Source organism: Enhydrobacter aerosaccus, assembly GCF_900167455.1.
GTDB classification, from domain to species: Bacteria; Pseudomonadota; Alphaproteobacteria; order Reyranellales; family Reyranellaceae; genus Reyranella; species Reyranella aerosaccus.
The window spans coordinates 134,638-155,624 of the sequence record NZ_FUWJ01000008.1; the positions used below are offsets into that span (position 1 = coordinate 134,638).

Sequence of the window (20,987 nt, forward strand, 5' to 3'; positions counted from 1 at the left end):
GAATGCTCAGGTATCTGGCACCACTGATGGTTTGCATGCTCGTCTGGGTGATCCAGTCCGGGCCGGCAATGGCGCATAGCGGTGAGCCCACGCCGCCCGTTTCGGAAATTCGGTTCGTTGATGGAGAGTTAAGAGCCCTTGATGCGGATGGGGACAAGTGTCCTTCCGAGTCAGGTTGCTGCAAGGCGAACTGCGCTCCCTGCGTTGCGCCCTTGGCCACCCAGCAGGGCCGATTTGAGATCGTGAGACGAGGTGCCTCCAAAATATGCGCGCTAAGGGCGGACTGCCTCCGGTCCATCGTTCTCGGCCTCGATCCTCCAGTACCGCGAAGTCATCTCCAGTAGGGGATATTCCCCGTCCAAACTTCGGCCGCCTGACTGCGTGAGCAATCTGGCTTCGAGGCGACGGGCTTGCACAGTGCCTAGCTGAACGCTTGGGTTCATGGTCACGTTCGCTCTACTCGCGGAGCGTTGACCGAGCCAAAGCCGTCGTAATCTCCAGCTCGACGCCTGAAACTTCGATCAGTCTGTCTGGGGTCGAGTGAAGGCGCCGATATTGGAACTGGACAGATCCCTTCCTTTCGCAAGGCGCTGAGGAAGCGGATGGCACGCACGAATTTCAGGCTGGTTGCATCGCCAATCTGCTCGTTCGTCAAGGCAGTACTATTTCTTCACGACCAGGCCAGTGGTTCGGCACCGCAAGGGCAGTCCGAAGCTTTGCCAGGGCTAGTCAAGGACGAGATCAAATGAGTTCACCGAATACCCAGCCGGGCAGTCACTACGTGCGCCATCAGCACACTGCCGATCATTCGCAGCATGGTTATGGCATCTCCAACGTTGTCGCGGCAGCCGGATCAACCCAAACTGAGCACTCTGAACATGCCGGACACGACCACGCGGCAATGGTCGCCGACTTCCGCCGCCGCTTTTGGGTTTCCCTGCTTCTCACACCGCCCGTGCTCCTTCTCTCGCCAATGATCCGCCATTGGCTTGGCTTGGCCGACTCATTGTCGTTTCCTGGTGACGGTCTCGTACTCTTTGTTCTCTCCACCATCGCCTATGTCTACGGGGGCTGGCCGTTCCTGACCGGCTTCACTTCAGAGCTGCGCAAAGGTCAGCCAGGCATGATGACGCTGATCGCGCTCGCGATCTCGGCGGCCTATTTCTTCTCGGCTGCGGTCACGTTTGGGTTCCCGGGCGAAGCCTTCTACTGGGAGTTGGTGACGCTCATCGCCATCATGCTGCTCGGCCACTGGGTGGAGATGCGCTCCGTCATGGGCGCCTCGCGCGCACTCGAGGAGTTAGTGCGGCTCCTGCCGGACAGCGCAACGCGGATCGAAGCCGACGGGACGACGCATGAGGTGCCCATCTCAGCACTCCAACCCGGCGACCGCGTGATCGTCCGTCCGGGGGCAAAGGTGCCGGTCGATGGCGAAATCATTGAAGGATCAACCGCGTTCAACGAAGCCATGCTGACAGGCGAATCGCGGCCCGTTTCCAAGAACGTTGGCGCATCCGCTATCGGCGGTGCGATCAATGGTGCTAACGCCGTTACCATCAAGGTAACAGCGACGGGGGATGCGACCTATCTCTCTCAGGTCATCGACCTCGTGAAGAAGGCTCAGGCAACTCGGTCAAAGACCCAGGACCTCGCCAACCGGGCCGCCGCTTGGCTCACCTATATCGCCCTTGTCGTCGGCTTTGGGACACTTCTCGCGTGGTGGTTCGTTGTCGGTTCGCCTCTCGAGTTCGCCATAGAGCGCATGGTGACGGTGATGGTCGTGGCCTGTCCCCATGCACTCGGCCTTGCCGTGCCGCTGGTCGTGGCCGTCAGCACGTCGCTGAGCGCAAGCAATGGCCTGCTGATCCGCGACCGCGCCGCCTTTGAGCGCGCACGCAATCTCGATGCGGCCGTGTTCGACAAGACTGGCACGCTGACCGAAGGCCGTTTCGGTGTCAGCGATATCGTGATCTTGGCCGGAGGCGACGATAGCCAGGAGCTCGCTTTGGCCGCTGCAGCGGAGAGTCAGTCGGAGCATCCCATTGCTCATGGGATCGTGGCCGAGGCCAACAAGCGTGGCATCACGGTCCCAAAGGCCGCCGAGGTCAGCAACATCACCGGGGAGGGCATCACCGCGAAGGTCGACGGACAGGAAATTCGAATCGTCAGTCCTGGTCATCTGGCTCGACAAGGCAGGCCGATCGAGCATCCGAAACTCAAGGAACTGGAAGCCGGCGGCAAGACCGTCGTCGTACTTGTTCGCGGCGGGGCTCCCCGCGCCCTCTTCGCGCTTGCCGACATCGTGCGCAGCGAATCCAGGGAAGCAATCGCGGAACTTACCCGCCTCGGGATAAGGTCCGTGATGCTGACGGGCGACGCAAAGGGGGTCGCCCAATCGGTGTCCAAGGAACTCGGCATCTCCGAGTACTTCGCCGAGGTGCTTCCCGATCAGAAGTCGGACAAGATCAAGGAACTGCAAGCGCGTGGCCTTTCCGTCGCGATGGTTGGTGACGGCGTCAACGATGCCCCAGCTCTGGTCCAGGCGGATCTCGGCGTCGCAATCGGGGCCGGGACGGACGTGGCCGTGGAATCGGCGGATGTAGTCCTCGTCAAGAGCGACCCGCGCGACGTCGCCGCCATTCTGGGACTGTCTCGCGCTACCTATCGGAAGATGGTTCAGAATCTGATCTGGGCCACCGCCTACAACACCGTGGCGATCCCCATGGCGGCCGGCATCACGTTCGGGACTGGCTTCCTGATGACGCCCGCCGTGGCGGCGGTCTTCATGTCGGCTAGCACCATCATCGTAGCCATTAACGCGCAGTTCCTACGCCGCTATCGGAGGCATGGATGACGCCGATGCAAGCAACAAGACGATCTTCGAGACACCTGATCCTGCCGCTTCCGGGAAACGAAGCGTTCGCGCATCGGCTTGCCAACGAATGCGACTGGGATTTCGGTAGCCTCGAAACGCGGAACTTTCCGGACGGAGAGAGCTATTTGCGCATTCTGTCTGACGTGGTCGACAAGGCAGTGACGCTTGTCTGCACCCTGGCACGTCCCGACGAAGGCTTTCTGCGGCTCATCTTTGCCGCTGATGCCGCACGGTCACTCGGCGCAAGCGAGGTAACGCTGATCGCTCCCTATCTCGCCTACATGCGGCAGGACCGCCGCTTCCGGGCGGGAGAGGCCGTCACGTCGCTCACGTTCGCCCGCCTGATATCGAAGAGTTTCGATCGGTTGATCACAGTCGATCCGCATCTGCATCGCTATCCGGCTCTTTCGGCGCTGTATTCCATTCCGACAGCGACGCTGCATGCCGCGCCGCTCCTTGCCGACTGGATTGCGGCAGAGGTGGCCGCCCCGCTGCTCATTGGCCCGGACGAGGAGAGCGAGCAATGGGTATCGGCCATTGCCACGCGCGTCGGCGCGCCGCATGCGGTGCTACAGAAAGTTCGCCACGGGGACCGCGATGTCGAAATCGAACTGCCGGATCTTTCCATGTGGCGCGATCGGCAACCTGTGCTCGTCGACGATATTGCCGCGTCCGGCCACACGCTCATCGAAGCGGCACGAAAGTTGCGCATGCAAGGCCTCGCTGCCCCCGATGTCGCTGTCGTGCATGGGATCTTCGCCGGAGATTCTTACGAGCAGCTTGTCCCACTCTGCCGTCGGATCGTCTCGACCGATTCGGTCACGCACCCGAGCAACCGCGTCGGGCTTACACCGCTGATTGCTACCCATATCGCTGTGGCTGCTTCCAATGACGATCTGGCCCGCCATCGCCGTCCCCCGGAACCGGTCGACGACGTGGAGCGCGCAGGCATCGATTCCTTTCCCGCCAGCGATCCACCCCCTTGGGGGCGCGGTTAGCGCGCTCGACGGGTAGTTTCGACGAACATTTCACAGGACCCCGAACAGTATGGCCGTACCGACTTACGAAATCCTTGAGGCATGGCGCGATGGCCATGGCCCGATCCGCCATAGCGAGGAGACCGTCCAGCACATGCAGGCGCTAGCCGCGTTGGACCTCGTCGAGCCGAAGCAGCTTTACCAACTGCTTGCGGCGGCCACCGCGTCCACACCGCGGTCGTGTGACGAATGGGGCGCCTGTGTCGAACGCTACGCAGTCGACAGACTGGGCTCTCCTGCCAATCTATCAGCAACAAGAAATTGAAGGGCACCATGCTGACACTCACTTCGCTCGGCGGTGCAGGAACCGTCACAGGTTCGAAACACCTCGTCACCAACGACAACAAGCGCATCCTGATCGATTGCGGCCTATTCCAGGGCCTCAAGAATCTGCGTGAGCTCAACTGGATGTCACTGCCGGTCGCTCCGTCCAGTATCGACGCGGTAGTGCTGACGCATGCCCATCTCGACCACTCCGGCTATCTGCCGAAGCTAGTGCGCGACGGCTTCCGCGGTCGGATCTACTCCACCGCGGCGACGCGCGATGTCGCCGAGCTGATCCTGAAGGACAGCGGCCATCTTCAAGAGAAAGACGCGGAATATGCGAATCGAAAGGGCTTCTCGAAGCATAAGCCGGCGCTAGCGCTTTACGGCATCCGCGACGCTGAGCGGGCGCTTGAATTCTTCTCGCCCGAACCTTTCGACAAGTCTGTTCGCCTTCCAGGTAATGCGACGCTGACCTTCCGCCAAGCGGGGCACATCTTAGGTGCCGCCATCGCCGAACTCGAATGGGCGGGACGTCGTATCGTTTTCTCGGGAGACCTCGGCCGTTACAACGATCCGGTCCTCCCGGACCCCGCCGCTGTGACAACGGCTGACTACATCGTGATCGAGTCTACATACGGTAACCGTATCCACGAGGCGGTCGATCCCACCGAGGCTTTGGGAAGCGTCATTGAACGCACTACCGCGCGCGGCGGAACGGTCGTCATTCCAGCCTTTGCTATCGGACGCGCCCAGTCGCTTCTCTACCATCTCTGGAAGCTCAGGACGCATGGCCGTCTCCGCAAGGTTCCCATTTATCTCGACAGCCCCATGGCGATCGACGCGACGGATTTGCTACACGCTCACCGAACCGATCACCGCCTGGGTCCCGAAGAATGCAACGCCATTTGCTCGATCGCCACCTATACACGCGATGTCGACGGCTCCAAGGCGATCACCGCAAGTAAGTTTCCAAAAGTCGTGATTTCGGCGAGCGGGATGGCCACCGGCGGCCGCGTTTTGCACCATCTCAAAGCCTTTGCCCCGGACAGCCGTCACACTATCCTGTTCTCCGGTTTTCAAGCTGCGGGAACGCGCGGTCGGGCCATGCTTCAAGGCGCCCGAGAGATCAAGATCCATGGGGAATGGATATCCGTTCGGGCGGAAGTCGCTGACCTGTCCATGCTATCGGCGCATGCTGACGCCAACGAGCTAATGCGCTGGCTCTCCGGCTTGCGTCGCGCGCCGTCTCGCGTGTTCATCGTGCATGGCGAGGACGAGGCATCTGAGGCGCTACGCGTCCGGATCGACCGCGAGCTTGCATGGAATGCGGCCGTCTCGCGCCAGAATCAGGCCTTCGACCTATGACGCTTGCTGACGTGGAATCCAGGGCGCCCTTCCAACCAGTGCTGCGCGTACGCCGCTTGCGGCTGCACACGCAGCATCGACCAGTCATCGTAATGCGGACAGACTGTCACGTCTGCCGCTCTGAGGGCCTTTCTCCGCGTGCTCAAGTGCTCGTCTCGAACGGGACGCGACAAGTGCAGGCCACCCTCTTTCAGGTCGAGGGCGACACCCTGCTCGCCCAAGGCGAAGCTGGTCTTTCCGAGACAGCTTGGCAGCTTCTTGGCCTAAGCGAGAATGACGAGATTACCGTCACCCACCCCCCAGCCGTGGAGTCTCTGGCGAGCGTGCGCCGGCGTATCTACGGTAACCGCCTCGATGCGCGCGCCTTTGCCGAAATCGTGGGTGACGTAGCCGCGGGTCGCTACACCGAAGTCCATCTCGCCGCCTTCCTGACCGCCAGCGCGGCGCTCCCGCTCGACGACAATGAGACTGCCGATCTTACGCGAGCCATGATCAATGTCGGCGACCAGATGCACTGGAATGTTCCGATCGTGGTGGATAAGCACTGTGTAGGCGGGTTGCCTGGCAATCGCACCACGCCGATCGTCGTTGCGATCGTCGCCGCCAATGGACTCGTCATGCCGAAAACATCTTCGAGGGCGATCACTTCGCCCGCCGGCACGGCCGATACCATGGAAACACTCGCGCCCGTCGATCTCAGCATCGAAACGCTCAGGCGCGTCGTCGACGGGGAAGGCGGTTGCATCGCCTGGGGTGGCGCCGTGCATCTCAGTCCCGCCGACGACATCTTCGTACGCGTGGAGCGCGAGCTTGACGTGGACACGGAAGGCCAACTCGTCGCCTCCGTCCTGTCCAAGAAGATCGCCGCCGGATCGACGCATGTCGTGATCGACATACCCGTCGGCGCGACCGCCAAGGTACGCAGCAAAGCCGCAGCCGAACAACTTGCCCACCGTCTCAACACTGTCGCTACTCGTTTCGGGCTAGCCATGACCTGCCTCCAGACCGATGGCTCGCAGCCGGTGGGCCGCGGTATTGGCCCAGCCCTGGAAGCCTTCGACGTCCTGGCGGTTCTTCAGAACCTGTCAAATGCGCCGGATGATCTGCGCCAGCGTGCCGCCCTGCTCGCAGGCGCAGCACTTGAAATCGGCGGCAAGGCCGAAAAGAACGCAGGCGTCGCGCTCGCGCTCAAGACCTTGGCCGACGGCCGCGCATGGTCGAAGTTCGAAGCGATCTGCGAGGCGCAGGGAGGGCTGCGCGAGCCGCCGAAGGCCGCCCACGTGTATCCGCTGGTCGCGCCGCGCGCCGGCCGCGTTGTGCATATCAACAACCGCAAGATCGCCCGGCTCGCTAAACTTGCTGGCGCGCCCGAATCCAAGGCAGCGGGCGTCCATGTGGAGGTCCGCCTTGGTGACGAGATCGATCGTGGGCAACCACTAGTGCACGTCCACGCTGAAACCACGGGCGAACTTAGCTACGCACTTGACTATGCCGCGCGCACGGGAGACTTCGTGAGTGTGGAAAGTTGAGTTGGCATTCCGGACGGACGCCGGTTTGATTACCCGCCTTGAAACCCGAAGCGCCTACGTGCTTCGCGATCGACCCGGTCAAGCACTCCCCTCCAGTCTTGCTGTTCTGCGGTCGTTGCGAAAGCACAGTCGAACTCGAGGATCCTATGTGTTCCTTGAGGAGCCCGCTTGGCCACGCCACTTACTTCCGTCCCTGCGCCGACGCGTTGCGCATCAAGTCGAGGTTCAAGCGGCAACGGGAAGTGATCTCAGAAAGCGACATTGAGGACATGTAAGCCGAGGTGAGTCTTGTGCGTGCCGACAGAATTACTCGATGCTAGGTTTTTGTTCGCTACACCACGAGGGTATGCGCCTGTGATCTGCGAGCACTTGTAATCGCGGTGCTGGACATCTGACTTTCTCTCCAAAAGGAGAAACGGATGTCGGGAACGAGAATACTCTGGGGTCAGATTCTCGCCGTCGCCCTTATCGTCCTGACCACGACGTGGGCGGCGACACAATGGACCGCCTGGCGCCTCGGCTTTCAGCCCCAGCTCGGCAATCCTTGGTTCGAACTGGTCGGCTGGCCAATCTACCATCCGCCGGCCTTCTTCTGGTGGTGGTATTTCTACGAGGCGTACGCGCCACCGATCTTTGTAGAAGGCGCCTGCATTGCGGCCTCCGGCGGCTTTGCTGCCATCGCGGTCGCCATTGGCATGTCGATCTGGCGCGCGCGCGAGGCCAAGAATGTCGAGACCTACGGCTCAGCGCGATGGGCACGACCCGACGAAGTTCGGGAGGCCCAGCTGCTCGGACCCGACGGTGTCGTGTTGGGCAAATTTGATCACGCATACCTTCGTCACGATGGCCCAGAGCATGTCCTCTGCTTCGCTCCGACTCGGTCCGGCAAGGGTGTCGGCCTCGTTGTGCCTTCACTGCTTACTTGGGCCGGTTCGGCCATTGTCCATGACATCAAGGGCGAGAACTGGCAGCTCACCTCGGGCTTCCGCGCGCGATACGGGCGCGTCCTGTTGTTCGATCCGACAAACGCCGGTTCGGCTGCCTACAATCCGCTGCTCGAGGTTCGCCGCGGACAATGGGAAGTCCGGGACGTGCAGAACATCGCCGACATCCTGGTCGACCCCGAAGGCTCGCTCGAGAAGCGCAATCACTGGGAGAAGACCAGTCACGCGCTCCTAGTGGGCGCCATCTTGCATATTCTTTACGCTGAGGCCGATAAGACGCTGGCCGGCGTAGCCGCTTTCCTGTCCGATCCGCGTCGGCCCATCGAGTCGACACTCGCTGCCATGATGAAGACCGCGCATCTTGGTGAGGCAGGGCCTCATCCCGTCATCGCCAGTGCTGCGCGCGAGCTCCTCAACAAGTCCGACAACGAGCGCTCGGGGGTGCTGTCGACCGCGATGTCTTTCCTCGGGCTCTACCGTGATCCGGTCGTGGCGGAGGTGACGCGCCGCTGCGACTGGCGCATCTCCGACATTGTCGGCGAAGGGCGACCGGCGACACTATATCTTGTTGTTCCACCATCAGACATCGCGCGCACCAAGCCGCTCATCCGCCTCATCCTCAATCAGATCGGCCGGCGTCTGACTGAGGATCTTCATTCAAAAAGGCGACGCCACCGTCTCCTCCTGATGCTCGACGAGTTTCCCGCGCTCGGCCGCCTCGACTTCTTCGAGAGCGCGCTTGCCTTCATGGCGGGTTATGGCCTGAAGAGCTTTCTGATCGCGCAATCGCTGAACCAGATCGAGAAGGCTTACGGGCCGAACAACTCGATACTCGACAACTGCCATGTGCGCGTGAGCTTTGCGACTAACGACGAGCGCACGGCAAAGCGGGTGTCCGACGCGCTCGGCACGGCCACCGAGATGCGCGCGATGCGCAACTATGCGGGTCACCGACTGAGCCCTTGGCTCGGGCACCTAATGGTCTCACGGGCAGAAACGGCTCGAGCACTGCTCACCCCCGGTGAGGTGATGCAGCTGCCGCCCACGGATGAGATCGTGATGGTTGCGGGCACGCCGCCAGTCCGCGCGAAGAAGGTACGGTATTACGAGGACCGCCGCTTTCAGGAGCGCGTGCTGCCACCGCCACCGCTTGATAAGCCCGTAGCCACCAAAAGCGACGATTGGAGCAACTTGCCTTTGCCCACACCTCCACAGACAAGTGCACCAGCGCCACAGGGCAGCAGCGCGGACGACGAAGATCCCACAGAGTCTGAACGTAGGCGCCAGCCCGAGTTGAACCGGGCGAGAATCCTCGAAAGAACGAAGCCGATCGACAATGAATTCGAAGCCGATATCGCCGACGACGCCGATGACGACGACAGCGCGCGCATCAGCCGAATGAACCAAGTGGTGCAGGGTATCGCCCGCCAGGTTTCCCTCGACCCGAATGATGGCATGAACCTGTAGGGAGCGCTGATGATGAATCCAAAGAAGCATCGGCTTTCGGTCTACCTCGATCCCGACATCATGAAGGCCCTGGTTGAATACGCGGCTCGCCGCAGCCAATCTCGATCGCTCGTCGCAGAAGCCGCGATCGCCTCCTTCCTGTCACCGGACGCTGCCGAACGACAGGAGGCGGCGATGACCAAGCGTCTTGACCAGCTCGATCGGCGTATGGCGCGTCAGGAACGCGATCTCCTCATCTCGGTGGAGATGCTGGCCGTGTTCGTCCGCTTCTGGCTGACAGCCAACCCGCCATTGCCCGAGCCGGCCCAAGCTGCCGCGAGAGCGCAGGCGGGCCAACGCTACGATGCTTTCGTTTCCGCATTGGGCCGCCGCTTGGCAAGGGGGCCCAAGTTGCTGCAGGAGATTTCCGAAGACATTCCTGGCGATCAACCTGCGGAGACCAAGCGCTCGTCAGGGGACTAGCGGCGGCCTTTGCACGTCGCATACTTCGCCTCCTCAACTCCTGAGGTCCCGCCGTTTCCCTGTCTTTGTACGCCAGCGCCCTACGGCATCATTCTTGTTGTTGTCAGGCGCTGAGTTCTGCCTCTTCTACTCATCCCCGATCACAGGCCGCTTGTCTGCGGTCGCGCTACGAACGGGGACGACATGGCAGCTTCCCAACAGCAGTCCGAGGCGATCCTTCGCGGAGCGCGCATGCTGCGCACCGCCCTCGGCTCCGACATCGCCGGCTTCCTGGAAGACCCGTCTGTCGTCGAGGTGATGCTCAATCCAGATGGGCGGCTCTGGATCGACCGGCTGTCAGATGGACTGTCCGACACGGGCAAGCATCTGGCGGCAGCCGACGGCGAGCGCATCGTTCGCCTTGTCGCCCATCATGTCGGTGCGGAGGTTCATGGCGGTGCTCCGCGCGTCTCAGCCGAGCTGCCCGGTACGGGAGAGAGGTTCGAGGGGCTGCTGCCGCCCGTGGTGGCTGCCCCCGTGTTCGCGATCCGCAAACCGGCGGTCGCCGTCTTCACCCTGCAGGACTACGTCACGGGCGGGATCATGTCGCCGGACCAGGCCGACGTGCTGCGCCAGGCCGTCGCCGATCGTTGCAATATCCTGGTCGCTGGCGGCACCTCGACCGGCAAGACCACGCTTACTAACGCGCTGCTGGCGGAGGTGGCCAAGACCGCCGACCGCGTAGTCCTGATCGAGGACACGCGTGAGCTGCAATGCGCGGCGCCCAACCTCGTCGCCCTGCGCACCAAGGACGGTGTCGCTTCGCTGTCGGATCTCGTGCGCTCCTCGCTTCGCCTTCGCCCCGATCGCATTCCCATCGGCGAGGTGCGTGGCGCCGAAGCGCTCGACCTCCTCAAGGCCTGGGGAACCGGCCATCCCGGCGGGATCGGCACCATCCACGCCGGCACTGCGCTGGGCGCGCTGCGCCGCCTCGAGCAATTGATCCAGGAAGCCGTCATTACCGTGCCGCGCGCGCTGATCGCCGAGACTATCGACCTCGTCGTGGTGCTGAGCGGCCGGGGCCTGACCCGCCGCCTGACCGAACTGGCCCGCGTCGAGGGCCTCCAGCCAAACGGCGACTACTGCGTCATTACCGCAATAAAACCTGCCCAAGGAGAACCTGCATGATCCGCCAAGCCTTGCGTATTCGCCGTCATGTCGCGACGGCCGTATCCGTCACCTTCGCCAGCCTGATGATGGCGTCCGCCGCCCATGCCGCTGGATCGTCGATGCCTTGGGAGGCGCCGCTCCAGTCGATCCTCGAATCCGTCGAGGGGCCGGTCGCCAAGATCGTGGCTGTGATCATCATCATCGTCACCGGCCTGACGCTCGCCTTCGGTGACACCAGTGGCGGCTTCCGGCGGCTGGTCCAGGTGGTGTTTGGGCTGAGCATTGCCTTCGCCGCGTCGAGCTTCTTCCTGTCGTTCTTCTCCTTCGGCGGCGGAGCGCTCGTCTGATGGCCGGGTTGATGGACCACGCCCCCGATGTGCCGGGCTATGTCGTGCCGGTTCATCGGGCGCTAACCGAGCAGATCCTACTGGGCGGCGCGCCGCGCTCGATCGCCATCCTCAACGGCACGCTGGCGGCGGCGCTTGGGCTCGGCCTGCGCCTCTGGCTGGTCGGCCTTGGCCTTTGGGCGATCGGCCATCTCGCCGCCGTGTGGGCTGCCAAGCGCGATCCGCAGTTCGTCGACGTGGTGCGCCGGCACCTGCGCATCCCCGGTCATCTGAGCGTCTGAGGTCCCGCCATGATGAATCTTGCCGAGTATCGTCGAACTTCGACCCGTCTCGCCGATTTCCTGCCGTGGGCGGCGCTGGCGGGGGAGGGCGTCGTCCTCAACAAGGACGGCAGCTTCCAGCGGACGGCGCGGTTCCGGGGACCGGATCTCGACTCGGCGGTGCCGGCCGAGCTGGTGGCCGTCGCCGGCCGACTCAACAGCGCCTTCCGTCGGCTGGGGTCGGGCTGGGCGCTCTTCGTCGAGGCGCAGCGGCACGCCGTGGGCGCCTATCCGGCGAGCCGTTTCCCCGATGCCGCGTCAGCCCTCGTCGACGCCGAACGCAAGGCCGGATTCGAGGAGGCAGGCAGCCACTTCGAATCGAGCTACTTCCTCACTTTCGTCTACCTGCCACCGGTTGAAGACACCGCTCGGGCCGAACGCTGGCTTTATGAAGGAAGGAGCGGGAAGGGTGTCAATCCCCGCGAGATCCTGCAGGGCTTCGTCGATCGCACCGACCGCGTCCTGCAGCTCATCGAGAGTTTCATGCCGGAATGCGCCTGGCTCGATGACGGGCAGACGCTGACCTATCTCCACTCGACCGTCTCGACCCGGCGCCAGCGCGTCCGGGTCCCCGAGACCCCGATGTATCTCGATGCGCTCCTCGCCGACCAGCCGCTTACCGGTGGCCTGGAGCCCCGTCTCGGCGACCAGCATCTGCGCATCCTGACCATCGTCGGCTTTCCGAGCGTCACGACGCCGGGGCTTCTCGACGACCTCAACCGCTTGGCCTTTCCCTATCGGTGGTCGACGCGCGCCATCCTGATGGACAAGACCGATGCGACCCGGCTGCTGACCCGGATCCGACGGCAGTGGTTCGCCAAGCGCAAGTCGGTCGCCGCTATCCTCAAGGAGGTGATGACCAACGAGGCGTCGGTGCTGGTTGACACCGATGCGGCCAACAAGGCGGCGGATGCCGATCTCGCCCTGCAGGAACTCGGCGCCGATCATGCCGGCCAAGCCTATGTCACGGCCACGATCACTGTCTGGGACGCCGATCCTCGGCTGGCGGCCGAGAAGCTGCGGCTGGTCGAGAAGGTGGTGCAGGGGCGCGACTTCACCGCCATGCCGGAGACCCTCAACGCTGTCGACGCCTGGCTGGGCTCCCTGCCGGGCCATGTCTACGCCAACGTGCGGCAGCCGCCGATCTCCACCCTCAATCTCGCCCACATGATCCCGCTCTCGGCGGTGTGGGCGGGGCCGGAACGGGACGATCACTTCGGTGCCCCCTCCTTGCTGTACGGCAAGACCGAAGGCTCTACCCCGTTCCGGTTTTCCCTTCATGTCGGCGATGTCGGGCACACACTCGTCGTCGGACCGACCGGCTCCGGCAAGTCGGTGCTGCTGGCGCTGATGGCACTGCAGTTCCGCCGCTACCCCGGCTCGCAGGTCTTCGCCTTCGACTTCGGCGGCTCGATCCGCGCCGCGACGCTCGCCATGGGCGGCGACTGGCACGACCTTGGCGGCGGCCTAACCGAAGGAGCGGCCGATAGCGTCTCGCTGCAGCCGCTCGCCGGCATCGATCAGGTACCAGAGCGCGCCTGGGCGGCCGACTGGATCGTGGCCATCCTGGTGCGCGAGGGCGTCGCGATCACGCCGGAGGTGAAAGAACACCTCTGGACGGCGCTCACCTCGCTCGCCAGCGCGCCCGTCGGCGAGCGCACCATTACTGGACTCGCGGTGCTCCTCCAGTCGAACGAGCTGAAGCAGGCGCTGCGGCCGTATTGCATCGGCGGCGCCTATGGCCGCTTGCTCGACGCCGAGAGAGAGCATCTGGGCGAAGCGTCGGTGCAGGCGTTCGAGACAGAAGGCCTTATCGGCACGGGTGCCGCTTCGGCTGTCCTGTCCTACCTGTTCCATCGCATAGAGGACCGGCTCGACGGACGTCCGACCTTGCTGATCATCGATGAGGGCTGGCTGGCGCTCGATGACGAGGGCTTTGCCGGCCAGCTCCGCGAATGGCTGAAGACGCTGCGCAAGAAGAACGCGTCCGTCGTGTTCGCGACGCAGTCGCTCTCCGACATCGACCGCTCGGCCATCGCGCCGGCCATCATCGAGAGCTGCCCGACCCGGCTGCTGCTGCCCAACGAGCGGGCGATCGAGCCGCAGATCACGGCGATCTATCGCCGCTTCGGCCTGAACGATCGCCAGATCGAGATCCTCGCCCAGGCAATGCCTAAGCGCGACTACTACTGCCAATCCCGCCGCGGCAACCGGCTGTTCGAGCTCGGCCTCTCGGACGTGGCTCTGGCGCTCTGCGCGACCTCGTCCAAGACCGACCAGGCGGCCATCGGCGTGACGCTGGCCGAGCATGGCCTCGACGGATTCTTAGACGCCTGGCTCAGGCAGCGCGGCGTTCCCTGGGCGGCCGAGCTCATTCCCGACCTCACCAACCTGGAGGACAAGCCATGAGTCACCGTCACCTGCGTGCGGCGCTTCTTGCCGCATCCATCCTGTCGATTCCGGTCATCCCGGGTCCGCTGATGATGCGGCCGGCGTCTGCGCAAATGACCGTCTTCGACCCTTCCAACTATGTGCAGAATGCTCTTTCAGCGGCGCGCGCGCTGGAGCAGGTCACCAACCAGATCACCTCGCTTCAGAACGAAGCCATGATGCTGATCAACCAGGCGCGCAACCTCGCGAGCCTTCCGTATTCCGCCCTCCAGGAACTGCAGCAGTCGGTGCAGCGGACGCAGCAGCTCCTGGGCGAGGCGCAGCGGATCGCCTACGACGTCCAGCAGATCGACCAGGCGTTCACCTCCACCTACGGCAACGCCTCGCCCTCGGCGAGCGATCAGCAGCTGATCGCCCAGGCACGCCAGCGGTGGCAGAACAGCGTCGGCGGTCTGCAGGATGCCCTGCGGGTTCAGGCCGGCGTCGTGGGCAATATCGACACCCATCGCGCCGAGATGTCGGCGCTCGTTGGCCAGAGCCAGGGCGCGACGGGCGCCTTGCAGGCGGCCCAGGCCGGCAACCAGCTCCTCGCCCTCCAGGCGCAGCAGCTCTCGGATCTCGCCGCGGTCCTCGCCGCCAACGGTCGCGCGCAGGCGCTGAGCGAAGCAGAGCGCGCGGCCGCGGCCGAGCAGGGCCGCGAGCAGCGGCGGCGGTTCCTGACCCCGGGCGCCGGCTACCAGCCCGGCAACGCGCGGATGTTCTCCAATGGCAACGGTCGGTGAGGAGCGGGGGGGGATGGACACCAAGCTCTGGGTGCGGCTCGCTGCCGTCGCATTCGTCGCCGGCGCCGTCATCGCGGCGACGCTGGATATCGTGCGGGAACCGCCGCCGTCCGTCGGGAAGGCATGGACGGACCGGGCGACGAGCGCCGATGCGCTGCGCTCGGCCCAACGGCGGTGCCAGATTCTCGGCGAGGCCGCGGCGCGGGACGCGGAATGCCTGCGCACATGGGCCGAAGGTCGCGACCGGTTTCTCGGCGTGACGCCGCCGGCGTCTCCTCAGGAAGGCCGGTGAATCATGGGCGGCACCGGCGTCATCGACCAGTTTCTGGAAGTATTCACGCGCTACATCGATAGCGGCTTCGGCCTTCTGGGCAACGAGGTCGCCTTCATTGCCGCGACCTTGATCGTGATCGACGTGACGCTGGCGGCCCTGTTCTGGAGCTGGAGCGCCGACGACGACGTCATGGCGCGGCTGGTGAAGAAAACCCTGTTCGTCGGCGTCTTCGCCTACCTCATCAGCAATTGGAATAGCCTGGCCCGCATCGTGTTCGAGAGCTTCGCGGGCCTGGGCCTGCAGGCGTCGGGCACGGGATTCTCCATCCAGGACCTGATGCGGCCTGGCCGCGTGGCCCAGACCGGCCTCGATGCCGGCCGGCCGCTCCTGGAGTCGATCTCCGGCCTGATGGGCTGGATCTCCTTCTTCGAGAACTTCATCCAGATCGCCTGCCTGCTGTTTGCCTGGGCGCTGGTGCTGCTGGCCTTCTTCATCCTGGCCATCCAGCTCTTCGTCACGCTGATCGAGTTCAAGCTGACGACGCTGGCAGGCTTCGTCCTGATCCCCTTCGGCCTGTTCGGCAAGTCCGCCTTCATCGCCGAGCGCGTGCTGGGCAATGTCGTGTCCTCTGGCATCAAGGTGCTGGTGCTCGCCGTCATCATCGGCATCGGCTCGACCTTGTTCGGGCAGTTCACCGCGGGCTTCGGCGGCCAGAATCCGACGATCGACCAGGCGATGGCGATCGTCCTCGCCGCCCTTTCGCTGCTGGGGCTCGGAATCTTCGGTCCCGGCATCGCCAACGGCCTCGTCTCGGGCGGTCCCCAGCTCGGGGCCGGCGCCGTGGTCGGGACCGGGCTTGCGACAGGCGGTGCCGCGATGGCGGCGGGTGCCGCCGGGGGGCTCGCCATGCGCGGCGGAGCCGCCGCCCTGTCCGGAACCGCGGCCGCGGCGCGGGGAGGAGCGGCTTTGGCCGGTGGTGTCGGCGCGGCCTACAGCGCGGGAGCGACCGGGCAGTCAGGAGCGGCAGCCGTTGCGTCCGGTGCTGGCGGTATCGCTCGCGCCGTTGGCGATGCGACTGTCTCGCCGCTGCGGCGCGCGGCCGCTCGCGCGGCCGACAGCATGAAGACCAGCTACTCGGAAGGCGCGAAGTCGGTCTCTGGTGCCGGCGATACGTCCGCCCCGAGTCCGACCGGCGCAAGCGCCACTGAGAGTGCGCCGGCCGAGGCCACCGACGGGCCACCGGCCTGGGCCCGTCGCATGAAGCGCTCCCAGGCCATGAGTCACGGCGTCACCGCCGTCGCCCACGCCGTGCGCAGCGGCGACAGCCACGGCGGCGGCACTTCCATTAACCTTTCTCAAGGCGACCGCTGATGTTCAAGCGCCCTTCCACTCATTACGGCAAGTCACCGGAACCCGAAACGCCCTACCAGCGGGCCGCCCAGGTCTGGGACGACCGGATCGGCAGCGCGCGCGTCCAGGCTAGGAACTGGCGGCTGATGGCTTTCGGGTCGCTGATCCTGTCCGTGAGCTTCGCGGCCGGCCTCATCTGGCAATCGGCGCGCGGCACGGTGGTGCCGTGGGTTGTGCAGATCGACAAGGTCGGCCAGGCGCAGGCGATCGCGCCCGCCGTGGCAGACTATCGTCCGACCGATCCGCAGGTCGCCTTCCATCTCGCCCGCTTCGTCGAGCAGGTCCGGTCGATCCCGTCGGACGCGATCATCGTCCGGCAGAACTGGCTGCGCGCCTACGACTTCACGACCGACCGCGGCGCGGCAGCCCTCAACGATTATGCGCGCTCGAACGACCCTTTTGCCAAGGTCGGCCGCCAGCAGGTCGCGGTCGATGTCTCGAGCGTCATTCGGGCCTCGCCGGAGAGTTTTCGCGTGGCGTGGGTCGAACGCCGCTACGAGAACGGCCAGCTCGCAGAGACCAGCCGCTGGACCGCCATCCTGACCATCGTCGTGCAGATGCCGCGCAACGCCGACCGCCTGCGCGCCAATCCGCTCGGCATCTACGTCAACGCCATCAACTGGTCACGGGAGCTCGATCAATGACGCAATCCCACAAAGGACTCACGCCGTCTCCGCAGCGCACCGTTCTCGCTCTTCTGCTGGGCTCGTCAGCTCTGGCGGCTTGCGACTCCGCTGGCAAGCCGCCGCTGATCTCCTATGACGATGCGGCGCCCGCGGTGCAGGCCACCGATCCGCCCGCGCCGGTGCAGGTGGTCGAGCTGCCGCAGCCATTGCCGCTGCCCGGGCAATTGAAGCGGGTAGGTGGATCGAGCCGGGCGCCTGAGGCCTCGGACCCCGCCGTCCGTGTGAATCTGGCCAATGACGCTGCGCGCGTGCAGCCGGTGCGCGACGGGTTCATCAATGCGATGCAGGTGTACCCGTATACCAGCGGCGCGCTCTACCAAGTCTATACGGCCATCGGGCAGCTCACCGATATTGCCCTCCAGCCCGGCGAACAACTGGTCGGTACGGGACCTGTCGCCGCGGGCGACACGGTGCGCTGGATCATCGGCGATACGGTGAGTGGCACGGGAGCGACGCAGCAGGTTCACATCCTGGTCAAGCCGACCCGCACCGACCTCACGACCAACCTGGTCATCAACACCAACATCCGCACCTACCATGTCGAGCTGCGCTCGACCGAGCGCACCTACATGGCGTCGGTGTCCTGGCAGTACCCGCAGGACCAGCTCATTGCGCTGCGGCGGCAGAACGCGCAGGCCGAAGCCGCCCGTCCGGTCGCCACGGACGTGGATCTGTCGAAGCTCAACTTCCGCTACGCCGTCGAGGGAGACCGCGTACCGTGGCGGCCGCTGCGGGTTTATGACGACGGGCGGCAGGTATTCATCGAGTTCCCGCGTGGCATCGGCCAGGGCGAGATGCCGCCCCTATTCGTCGTCGGACCTGAAGGAAACACCTCCGAGCTCGTGAACTACCGTGTCCGCGGCAACTACATGGTCGTCGACCGGCTGTTCGCGGCTGCCGAGCTGCGCTTCGGCGCAGCCGACCACCAGCAGCGTGTGCGCATCGTCCGTACCGATGGGAAGCCAGCGTCGTGAGCGATATCCGGAGCGAAGACGTCGCCATGCCGCTGACCGGTGCCCCGTCCGATGGGGCCGGGTCGATGAGGTTGGGCGGAGAGGCGCCGCGCGTGACGCGGCTGTCGCGCAAGGTGCTCATGGGCCTCGGTCTCGCGGCAGGGGTCGGGATTGGGGGCGCGCTCATCTATGCGTTTCAGTCCCGCTACGGCGCCAGGCTCGTCGAGGAGCTTTATTCGACCGACAATCGGTCGACGGCAGACGGCTTGGCAGGTTTGCCGCGCGATTACAGCAGTGTTCCCAAGCTCGGTCCGCCCTTACCCGGCGACCTCGGCCGACCAGCCCTTGGCGCGCAAGCCCGAAGCCAAGCGACACTGAACGCGGGTATGACTGCCGAGGATCAGCGCCGCCTGCAAGAGATCGAATCCGCTCGCACAAGCAAACTGTTTGTCGGCACGGAAAGCCGATCGCGTGCCGCTCATCCCGAAATCGCAGCACCTGCACCAAGCCCTGTGTCCAGCCTCGCAAATCTGGGCTTGGCGCCATCCATGATATCATCGGCCCAGGATCAGAAGCTTGCCTTCCTGAATGCCGCTCCCGACCGGCGCACCGTGTCGCCGGATCGGATAGTGGCGCCGGCGTCGCCGAACATCCTTCAGGCGGGCGCCGTGATCCCGGCCGCGCTGATCACCGGCATCCGCTCGGACCTTCCCGGTCAGATCATCGCGCAGGTCACGGAGAACATCCATGACAGTCCGACCGGTCGCATTTTGCTCGTGCCCCAGGGCACGCGCATCATCGGCCAATACGACAGCAATGTGCAGTTCGGCCAAGGACGCGTCTTGCTGGTCTGGAACCGGCTGATATTCCCGAACGGCCGGTCGATCGTCCTCGAGCGGCAGCCCGGCGCCGACGCCGAGGGTTATGCCGGCCTTCAGGACGGCGTCGACTATCATTGGTGGGATCTCGCCAAGGCGGCAGGCCTGTCAACCTTGCTCAGCATCGGCGCCGAGCTGGCCACCAACAACGACGATGCGCTGATCCGGGCGATCCGCAACGGCGGTCAGGACACGATCAATGATGCCGGCCAGCAGATCATCCGGCGGCAGCTCAACGTCGCACCGACGTTGACCATCCGGCCAGGTTTTCCCGTGCGCATCATCGTCACGCGGGACTTGGTCCTCGAACCGTTTGGAGGCTAGCCCATGGCCAAGCTGAAGCTTGGACCCCTCGAGAGCGACCGGCCAGTGAAGTTGACCGTTGAACTGCCGGCGGCAGTCCACCGCGACCTGCTGGCCTATGCCGAGGTGCTAGGACGCGAGACGGGACAGCCGATTGCTGACCCGGTCAAGCTGATTGGGCCGATGCTCGCCCGCTTCATGGCGACGGACCGTGCCTTCGGCAAGGCGCGTAGGCAGGCAGGCCCATCGGGGCCTCAGCTGGGATCGCGCAACGCCGGGTAACGCTCTCGCAGCAATCTTAAGAATGGTACCAGGGCAGGATTGTCGTTGTCCTTCGACCAATGCGCCGCATAGCCTATCCGACAGCCGCCCTTGCTGTCGCGGGCTTCGCGATAGACGACACCCGCATAATGCGCGCCAAGACAAGCATCGGAGACTAGGGTCACTCCGTGTCCCAATCCGACAAGCGCCTTGATGTTCGCGTGGCTGACATTGTGCTTGACCACCCTGGGGCGGTCACCGGGTGTTGCAAGGTTGGCAATCAGCAGGTCGTGGACGTCGGGACCTGGGTCGTGCTCCCCGATCAGGAAAGTTTCGCCTCTGAGATCGCCCCAGCTTACGACATCCTGTGAGGCAAGCGGATGATCCGTCGGCAAGGCGACGAGTATCCGCTCGCTCCATAGTGCCAACGCCTGGCTTTCAACAAGCGTCGGATTGCCCGTAACGATCGCGACATCGAGCGCATCGATGGCGAGATCGCCGAGCAGACGCTCCCGCGCCGCCTCGACTGTGCGTATCTCCACCGCAGGATAGCGTTGCGCATAGTCGAGGAGCGTGGCTCGCAAGCTTCCGGCGGACAATGAATTGTAGAAGCCAAGCCGCAGGCGCCCAGCCTCGCCCCGGGCAGCAGCCTTGGCGATGCTGATGGTTCCCTCGACCTCTTGCACGACGCGACGTGCGCCCGAGATGAAGGCTGCCCCCGCTACTGTCGGCCGCACGCCGGCGCGCGAGCGTTCGAACAGAACGACGTCCAAGCCTGCTTCCAGGTCGCGCACACAACGGCTCAGCGTGGACTCCTTCAGGCGTAACGCCTCCGCCGCCCGGCGCATGCTGCGGTAATCGGCCGCCGCAATGGCGTAGCGCAACTGCCTAAGATCGACCGGCAATGCCCTTTTCCCTCATGCTGTTTCAATTGCGTAGACGCCGGCCGCCATCACAGTCCCAGTCTCCTCGCCGTGGCCGTTGCGGTTGCTTGGGCCGGAACGCGATCATTGCCTCTGCCATGACGAGCAATCCGGCTCGTTACACAGCAGCGTGCGCAATCGTGTGGTCCGCTGGCTTGGCGCCTTGAAGATTCTGCCTTTGATACCGGCTGTTCGGCACTCGACCATGGCAATTTCGTTGCGCACCATGTGAGCCGCCGGACCGTACCTTAAGCCCGACTCGATCGGTCGGAACCCACCGAGGTCGGCGGCGCAGCATTTCGGCTCTGCAAGGCTCTCTGCAAATCGGCCACGGACCAGTGCGGGTGTTGGATGCCAGCCTTTA

The 20,987-nt window shown here is 64.4% G+C and carries 18 protein-coding genes; 17 read left to right on the forward strand and 1 reads right to left on the reverse strand.

Translation table 11 applies throughout. From position 1 onward, the window contains the following. Nucleotides 1-745: 745 nt before the first annotated feature. The 17 genes from B5D62_RS23570 (at nt 746) to B5D62_RS23650 (ending at nt 19,721) form a co-directional block, all read left to right on the forward strand. The gene (locus tag B5D62_RS23570) at nt 746-2,854 is read left to right on the forward strand and encodes a heavy metal translocating P-type ATPase (RefSeq protein WP_085936486.1); all 2,109 of its coding nucleotides are present in this window, start codon (nt 746-748) and stop codon (nt 2,852-2,854) included. Nucleotides 2,855-2,859: 5 nt separating this feature from the next. Further along, complete coding sequence (locus B5D62_RS23575) at nt 2,860-3,873, forward strand: ribose-phosphate pyrophosphokinase (RefSeq protein WP_139374065.1); 1,014 nt, start codon at nt 2,860-2,862, stop codon at nt 3,871-3,873. Between the two features lie 312 nt (nt 3,874-4,185). Next, the gene (locus B5D62_RS23580) at nt 4,186-5,544 is read left to right on the forward strand and encodes an MBL fold metallo-hydrolase RNA specificity domain-containing protein (RefSeq protein ID WP_085936489.1); all 1,359 of its coding nucleotides are present in this window, start codon (nt 4,186-4,188) and stop codon (nt 5,542-5,544) included. Then, nucleotides 5,541-7,073, forward strand: coding sequence for a thymidine phosphorylase family protein (locus tag B5D62_RS23585; RefSeq protein WP_139374048.1), 1,533 nt, complete (start codon nt 5,541-5,543; stop codon nt 7,071-7,073). The genes B5D62_RS23580 and B5D62_RS23585 overlap by 4 nt, the downstream gene beginning before the upstream one ends. Before the next feature lie 419 nt (nt 7,074-7,492). Beyond that, complete coding sequence (locus B5D62_RS23590) at nt 7,493-9,484, forward strand: conjugal transfer protein TraG (protein WP_085936490.1); 1,992 nt, start codon at nt 7,493-7,495, stop codon at nt 9,482-9,484. Nucleotides 9,485-9,493: 9 nt separating this feature from the next. Further along, nucleotides 9,494-9,946 (forward strand): ribbon-helix-helix protein, CopG family, encoded by a 453-nt coding sequence (locus tag B5D62_RS23595; protein ID WP_085936491.1) that lies wholly within the window; start codon nt 9,494-9,496, stop codon nt 9,944-9,946. A gap of 183 nt (nt 9,947-10,129) precedes the next feature. Beyond that, complete coding sequence (gene trbB, locus B5D62_RS23600) at nt 10,130-11,113, forward strand: P-type conjugative transfer ATPase TrbB (protein WP_085936493.1); 984 nt, start codon at nt 10,130-10,132, stop codon at nt 11,111-11,113. Further along, on the forward strand, nt 11,110-11,442 hold the full coding sequence (locus B5D62_RS23605; RefSeq protein WP_085936494.1) for a TrbC/VirB2 family type IV secretion system protein: 333 nt from the start codon (nt 11,110-11,112) through the stop codon (nt 11,440-11,442). The genes trbB and B5D62_RS23605 overlap by 4 nt, the downstream gene beginning before the upstream one ends. After that, complete coding sequence (locus B5D62_RS23610; protein WP_085936496.1) at nt 11,442-11,723, forward strand: VirB3 family type IV secretion system protein; 282 nt, start codon at nt 11,442-11,444, stop codon at nt 11,721-11,723. Before B5D62_RS23605 ends, B5D62_RS23610 begins: the two co-directional genes overlap by 1 nt. 9 nt (nt 11,724-11,732) lie before the next feature. Next, nucleotides 11,733-14,171: a conjugal transfer protein TrbE gene (gene trbE, locus B5D62_RS23615; RefSeq protein WP_085936498.1), complete on the forward strand. Its 2,439-nt coding sequence runs from the start codon at nt 11,733-11,735 to the stop codon at nt 14,169-14,171. Next, the gene (gene trbJ / locus B5D62_RS23620; protein ID WP_085936500.1) at nt 14,168-14,935 is read left to right on the forward strand and encodes a P-type conjugative transfer protein TrbJ; all 768 of its coding nucleotides are present in this window, start codon (nt 14,168-14,170) and stop codon (nt 14,933-14,935) included. The genes trbE and trbJ overlap by 4 nt, the downstream gene beginning before the upstream one ends. A 13-nt stretch (nt 14,936-14,948) precedes the next feature. Continuing rightward, nucleotides 14,949-15,227: a putative entry exclusion protein TrbK-alt gene (gene trbK-alt, locus B5D62_RS23625; RefSeq protein WP_085936502.1), complete on the forward strand. Its 279-nt coding sequence runs from the start codon at nt 14,949-14,951 to the stop codon at nt 15,225-15,227. Between the two features lie 3 nt (nt 15,228-15,230). Next, nucleotides 15,231-16,580 (forward strand): P-type conjugative transfer protein TrbL, encoded by a 1,350-nt coding sequence (trbL, locus tag B5D62_RS23630; protein ID WP_085936503.1) that lies wholly within the window; start codon nt 15,231-15,233, stop codon nt 16,578-16,580. Next, a complete protein-coding gene (gene trbF, locus B5D62_RS23635) occupies nt 16,580-17,263 on the forward strand; it encodes a conjugal transfer protein TrbF (protein WP_085936504.1) in 684 nt (227 codons plus the stop codon). The genes trbL and trbF overlap by 1 nt, the downstream gene beginning before the upstream one ends. Then, complete coding sequence (gene trbG, locus B5D62_RS23640) at nt 17,260-18,279, forward strand: P-type conjugative transfer protein TrbG (protein WP_085936505.1); 1,020 nt, start codon at nt 17,260-17,262, stop codon at nt 18,277-18,279. Before trbF ends, trbG begins: the two co-directional genes overlap by 4 nt. A gap of 26 nt (nt 18,280-18,305) precedes the next feature. Further along, nucleotides 18,306-19,460 carry a TraB/TrbI/VirB10 family type IV secretion system protein gene (locus tag B5D62_RS23645; RefSeq protein WP_085936608.1) on the forward strand — a complete coding sequence of 385 codons (1,155 nt, stop codon included), beginning with the start codon at nt 18,306-18,308 and terminating at the stop codon, nt 19,458-19,460. 3 nt (nt 19,461-19,463) lie between these two features. Beyond that, entirely contained in the window at nt 19,464-19,721 is a 258-nt protein-coding gene (locus tag B5D62_RS23650) for a DUF2274 domain-containing protein (RefSeq protein WP_085936506.1), read from the forward strand. Here the strand turns inward: B5D62_RS23650 and B5D62_RS23655 are convergent. Continuing rightward, nucleotides 19,694-20,605, reverse strand: a complete 912-nt coding sequence (locus B5D62_RS23655) for a LysR family transcriptional regulator (protein WP_218191253.1) — start codon at nt 20,603-20,605, stop codon at nt 19,694-19,696. The genes B5D62_RS23650 and B5D62_RS23655 overlap by 28 nt on opposite strands. Between the last annotated feature and the right edge of the window lie 382 nt (nt 20,606-20,987).

What these genes read in the sequence shown, in the direction of transcription:
- B5D62_RS23570 (WP_085936486.1), top strand. Translation starts at nt 746, where the DNA reads ATGAGTTCACCGAATACCCAGCCGGGCAGTCACTACGTGCGCCATCAG.
- B5D62_RS23575 (WP_139374065.1), top strand. Translation starts at nt 2,860, where the DNA reads ATGCAAGCAACAAGACGATCTTCGAGACACCTGATCCTGCCGCTTCCG.
- B5D62_RS23580 (WP_085936489.1), top strand. Translation starts at nt 4,186, where the DNA reads ATGCTGACACTCACTTCGCTCGGCGGTGCAGGAACCGTCACAGGTTCG.
- B5D62_RS23585 (WP_139374048.1), top strand. Translation starts at nt 5,541, where the DNA reads ATGACGCTTGCTGACGTGGAATCCAGGGCGCCCTTCCAACCAGTGCTG.
- B5D62_RS23590 (WP_085936490.1), top strand. Translation starts at nt 7,493, where the DNA reads ATGTCGGGAACGAGAATACTCTGGGGTCAGATTCTCGCCGTCGCCCTT.
- B5D62_RS23595 (WP_085936491.1), top strand. Translation starts at nt 9,494, where the DNA reads ATGATGAATCCAAAGAAGCATCGGCTTTCGGTCTACCTCGATCCCGAC.
- trbB (WP_085936493.1), top strand. Translation starts at nt 10,130, where the DNA reads ATGGCAGCTTCCCAACAGCAGTCCGAGGCGATCCTTCGCGGAGCGCGC.
- B5D62_RS23605 (WP_085936494.1), top strand. Translation starts at nt 11,110, where the DNA reads ATGATCCGCCAAGCCTTGCGTATTCGCCGTCATGTCGCGACGGCCGTA.
- B5D62_RS23610 (WP_085936496.1), top strand. Translation starts at nt 11,442, where the DNA reads ATGGCCGGGTTGATGGACCACGCCCCCGATGTGCCGGGCTATGTCGTG.
- trbE (WP_085936498.1), top strand. Translation starts at nt 11,733, where the DNA reads ATGATGAATCTTGCCGAGTATCGTCGAACTTCGACCCGTCTCGCCGAT.
- trbJ (WP_085936500.1), top strand. Translation starts at nt 14,168, where the DNA reads ATGAGTCACCGTCACCTGCGTGCGGCGCTTCTTGCCGCATCCATCCTG.
- trbK-alt (WP_085936502.1), top strand. Translation starts at nt 14,949, where the DNA reads ATGGACACCAAGCTCTGGGTGCGGCTCGCTGCCGTCGCATTCGTCGCC.
- trbL (WP_085936503.1), top strand. Translation starts at nt 15,231, where the DNA reads ATGGGCGGCACCGGCGTCATCGACCAGTTTCTGGAAGTATTCACGCGC.
- trbF (WP_085936504.1), top strand. Translation starts at nt 16,580, where the DNA reads ATGTTCAAGCGCCCTTCCACTCATTACGGCAAGTCACCGGAACCCGAA.
- trbG (WP_085936505.1), top strand. Translation starts at nt 17,260, where the DNA reads ATGACGCAATCCCACAAAGGACTCACGCCGTCTCCGCAGCGCACCGTT.
- B5D62_RS23645 (WP_085936608.1), top strand. Translation starts at nt 18,306, where the DNA reads ATGCCGCTGACCGGTGCCCCGTCCGATGGGGCCGGGTCGATGAGGTTG.
- B5D62_RS23650 (WP_085936506.1), top strand. Translation starts at nt 19,464, where the DNA reads ATGGCCAAGCTGAAGCTTGGACCCCTCGAGAGCGACCGGCCAGTGAAG.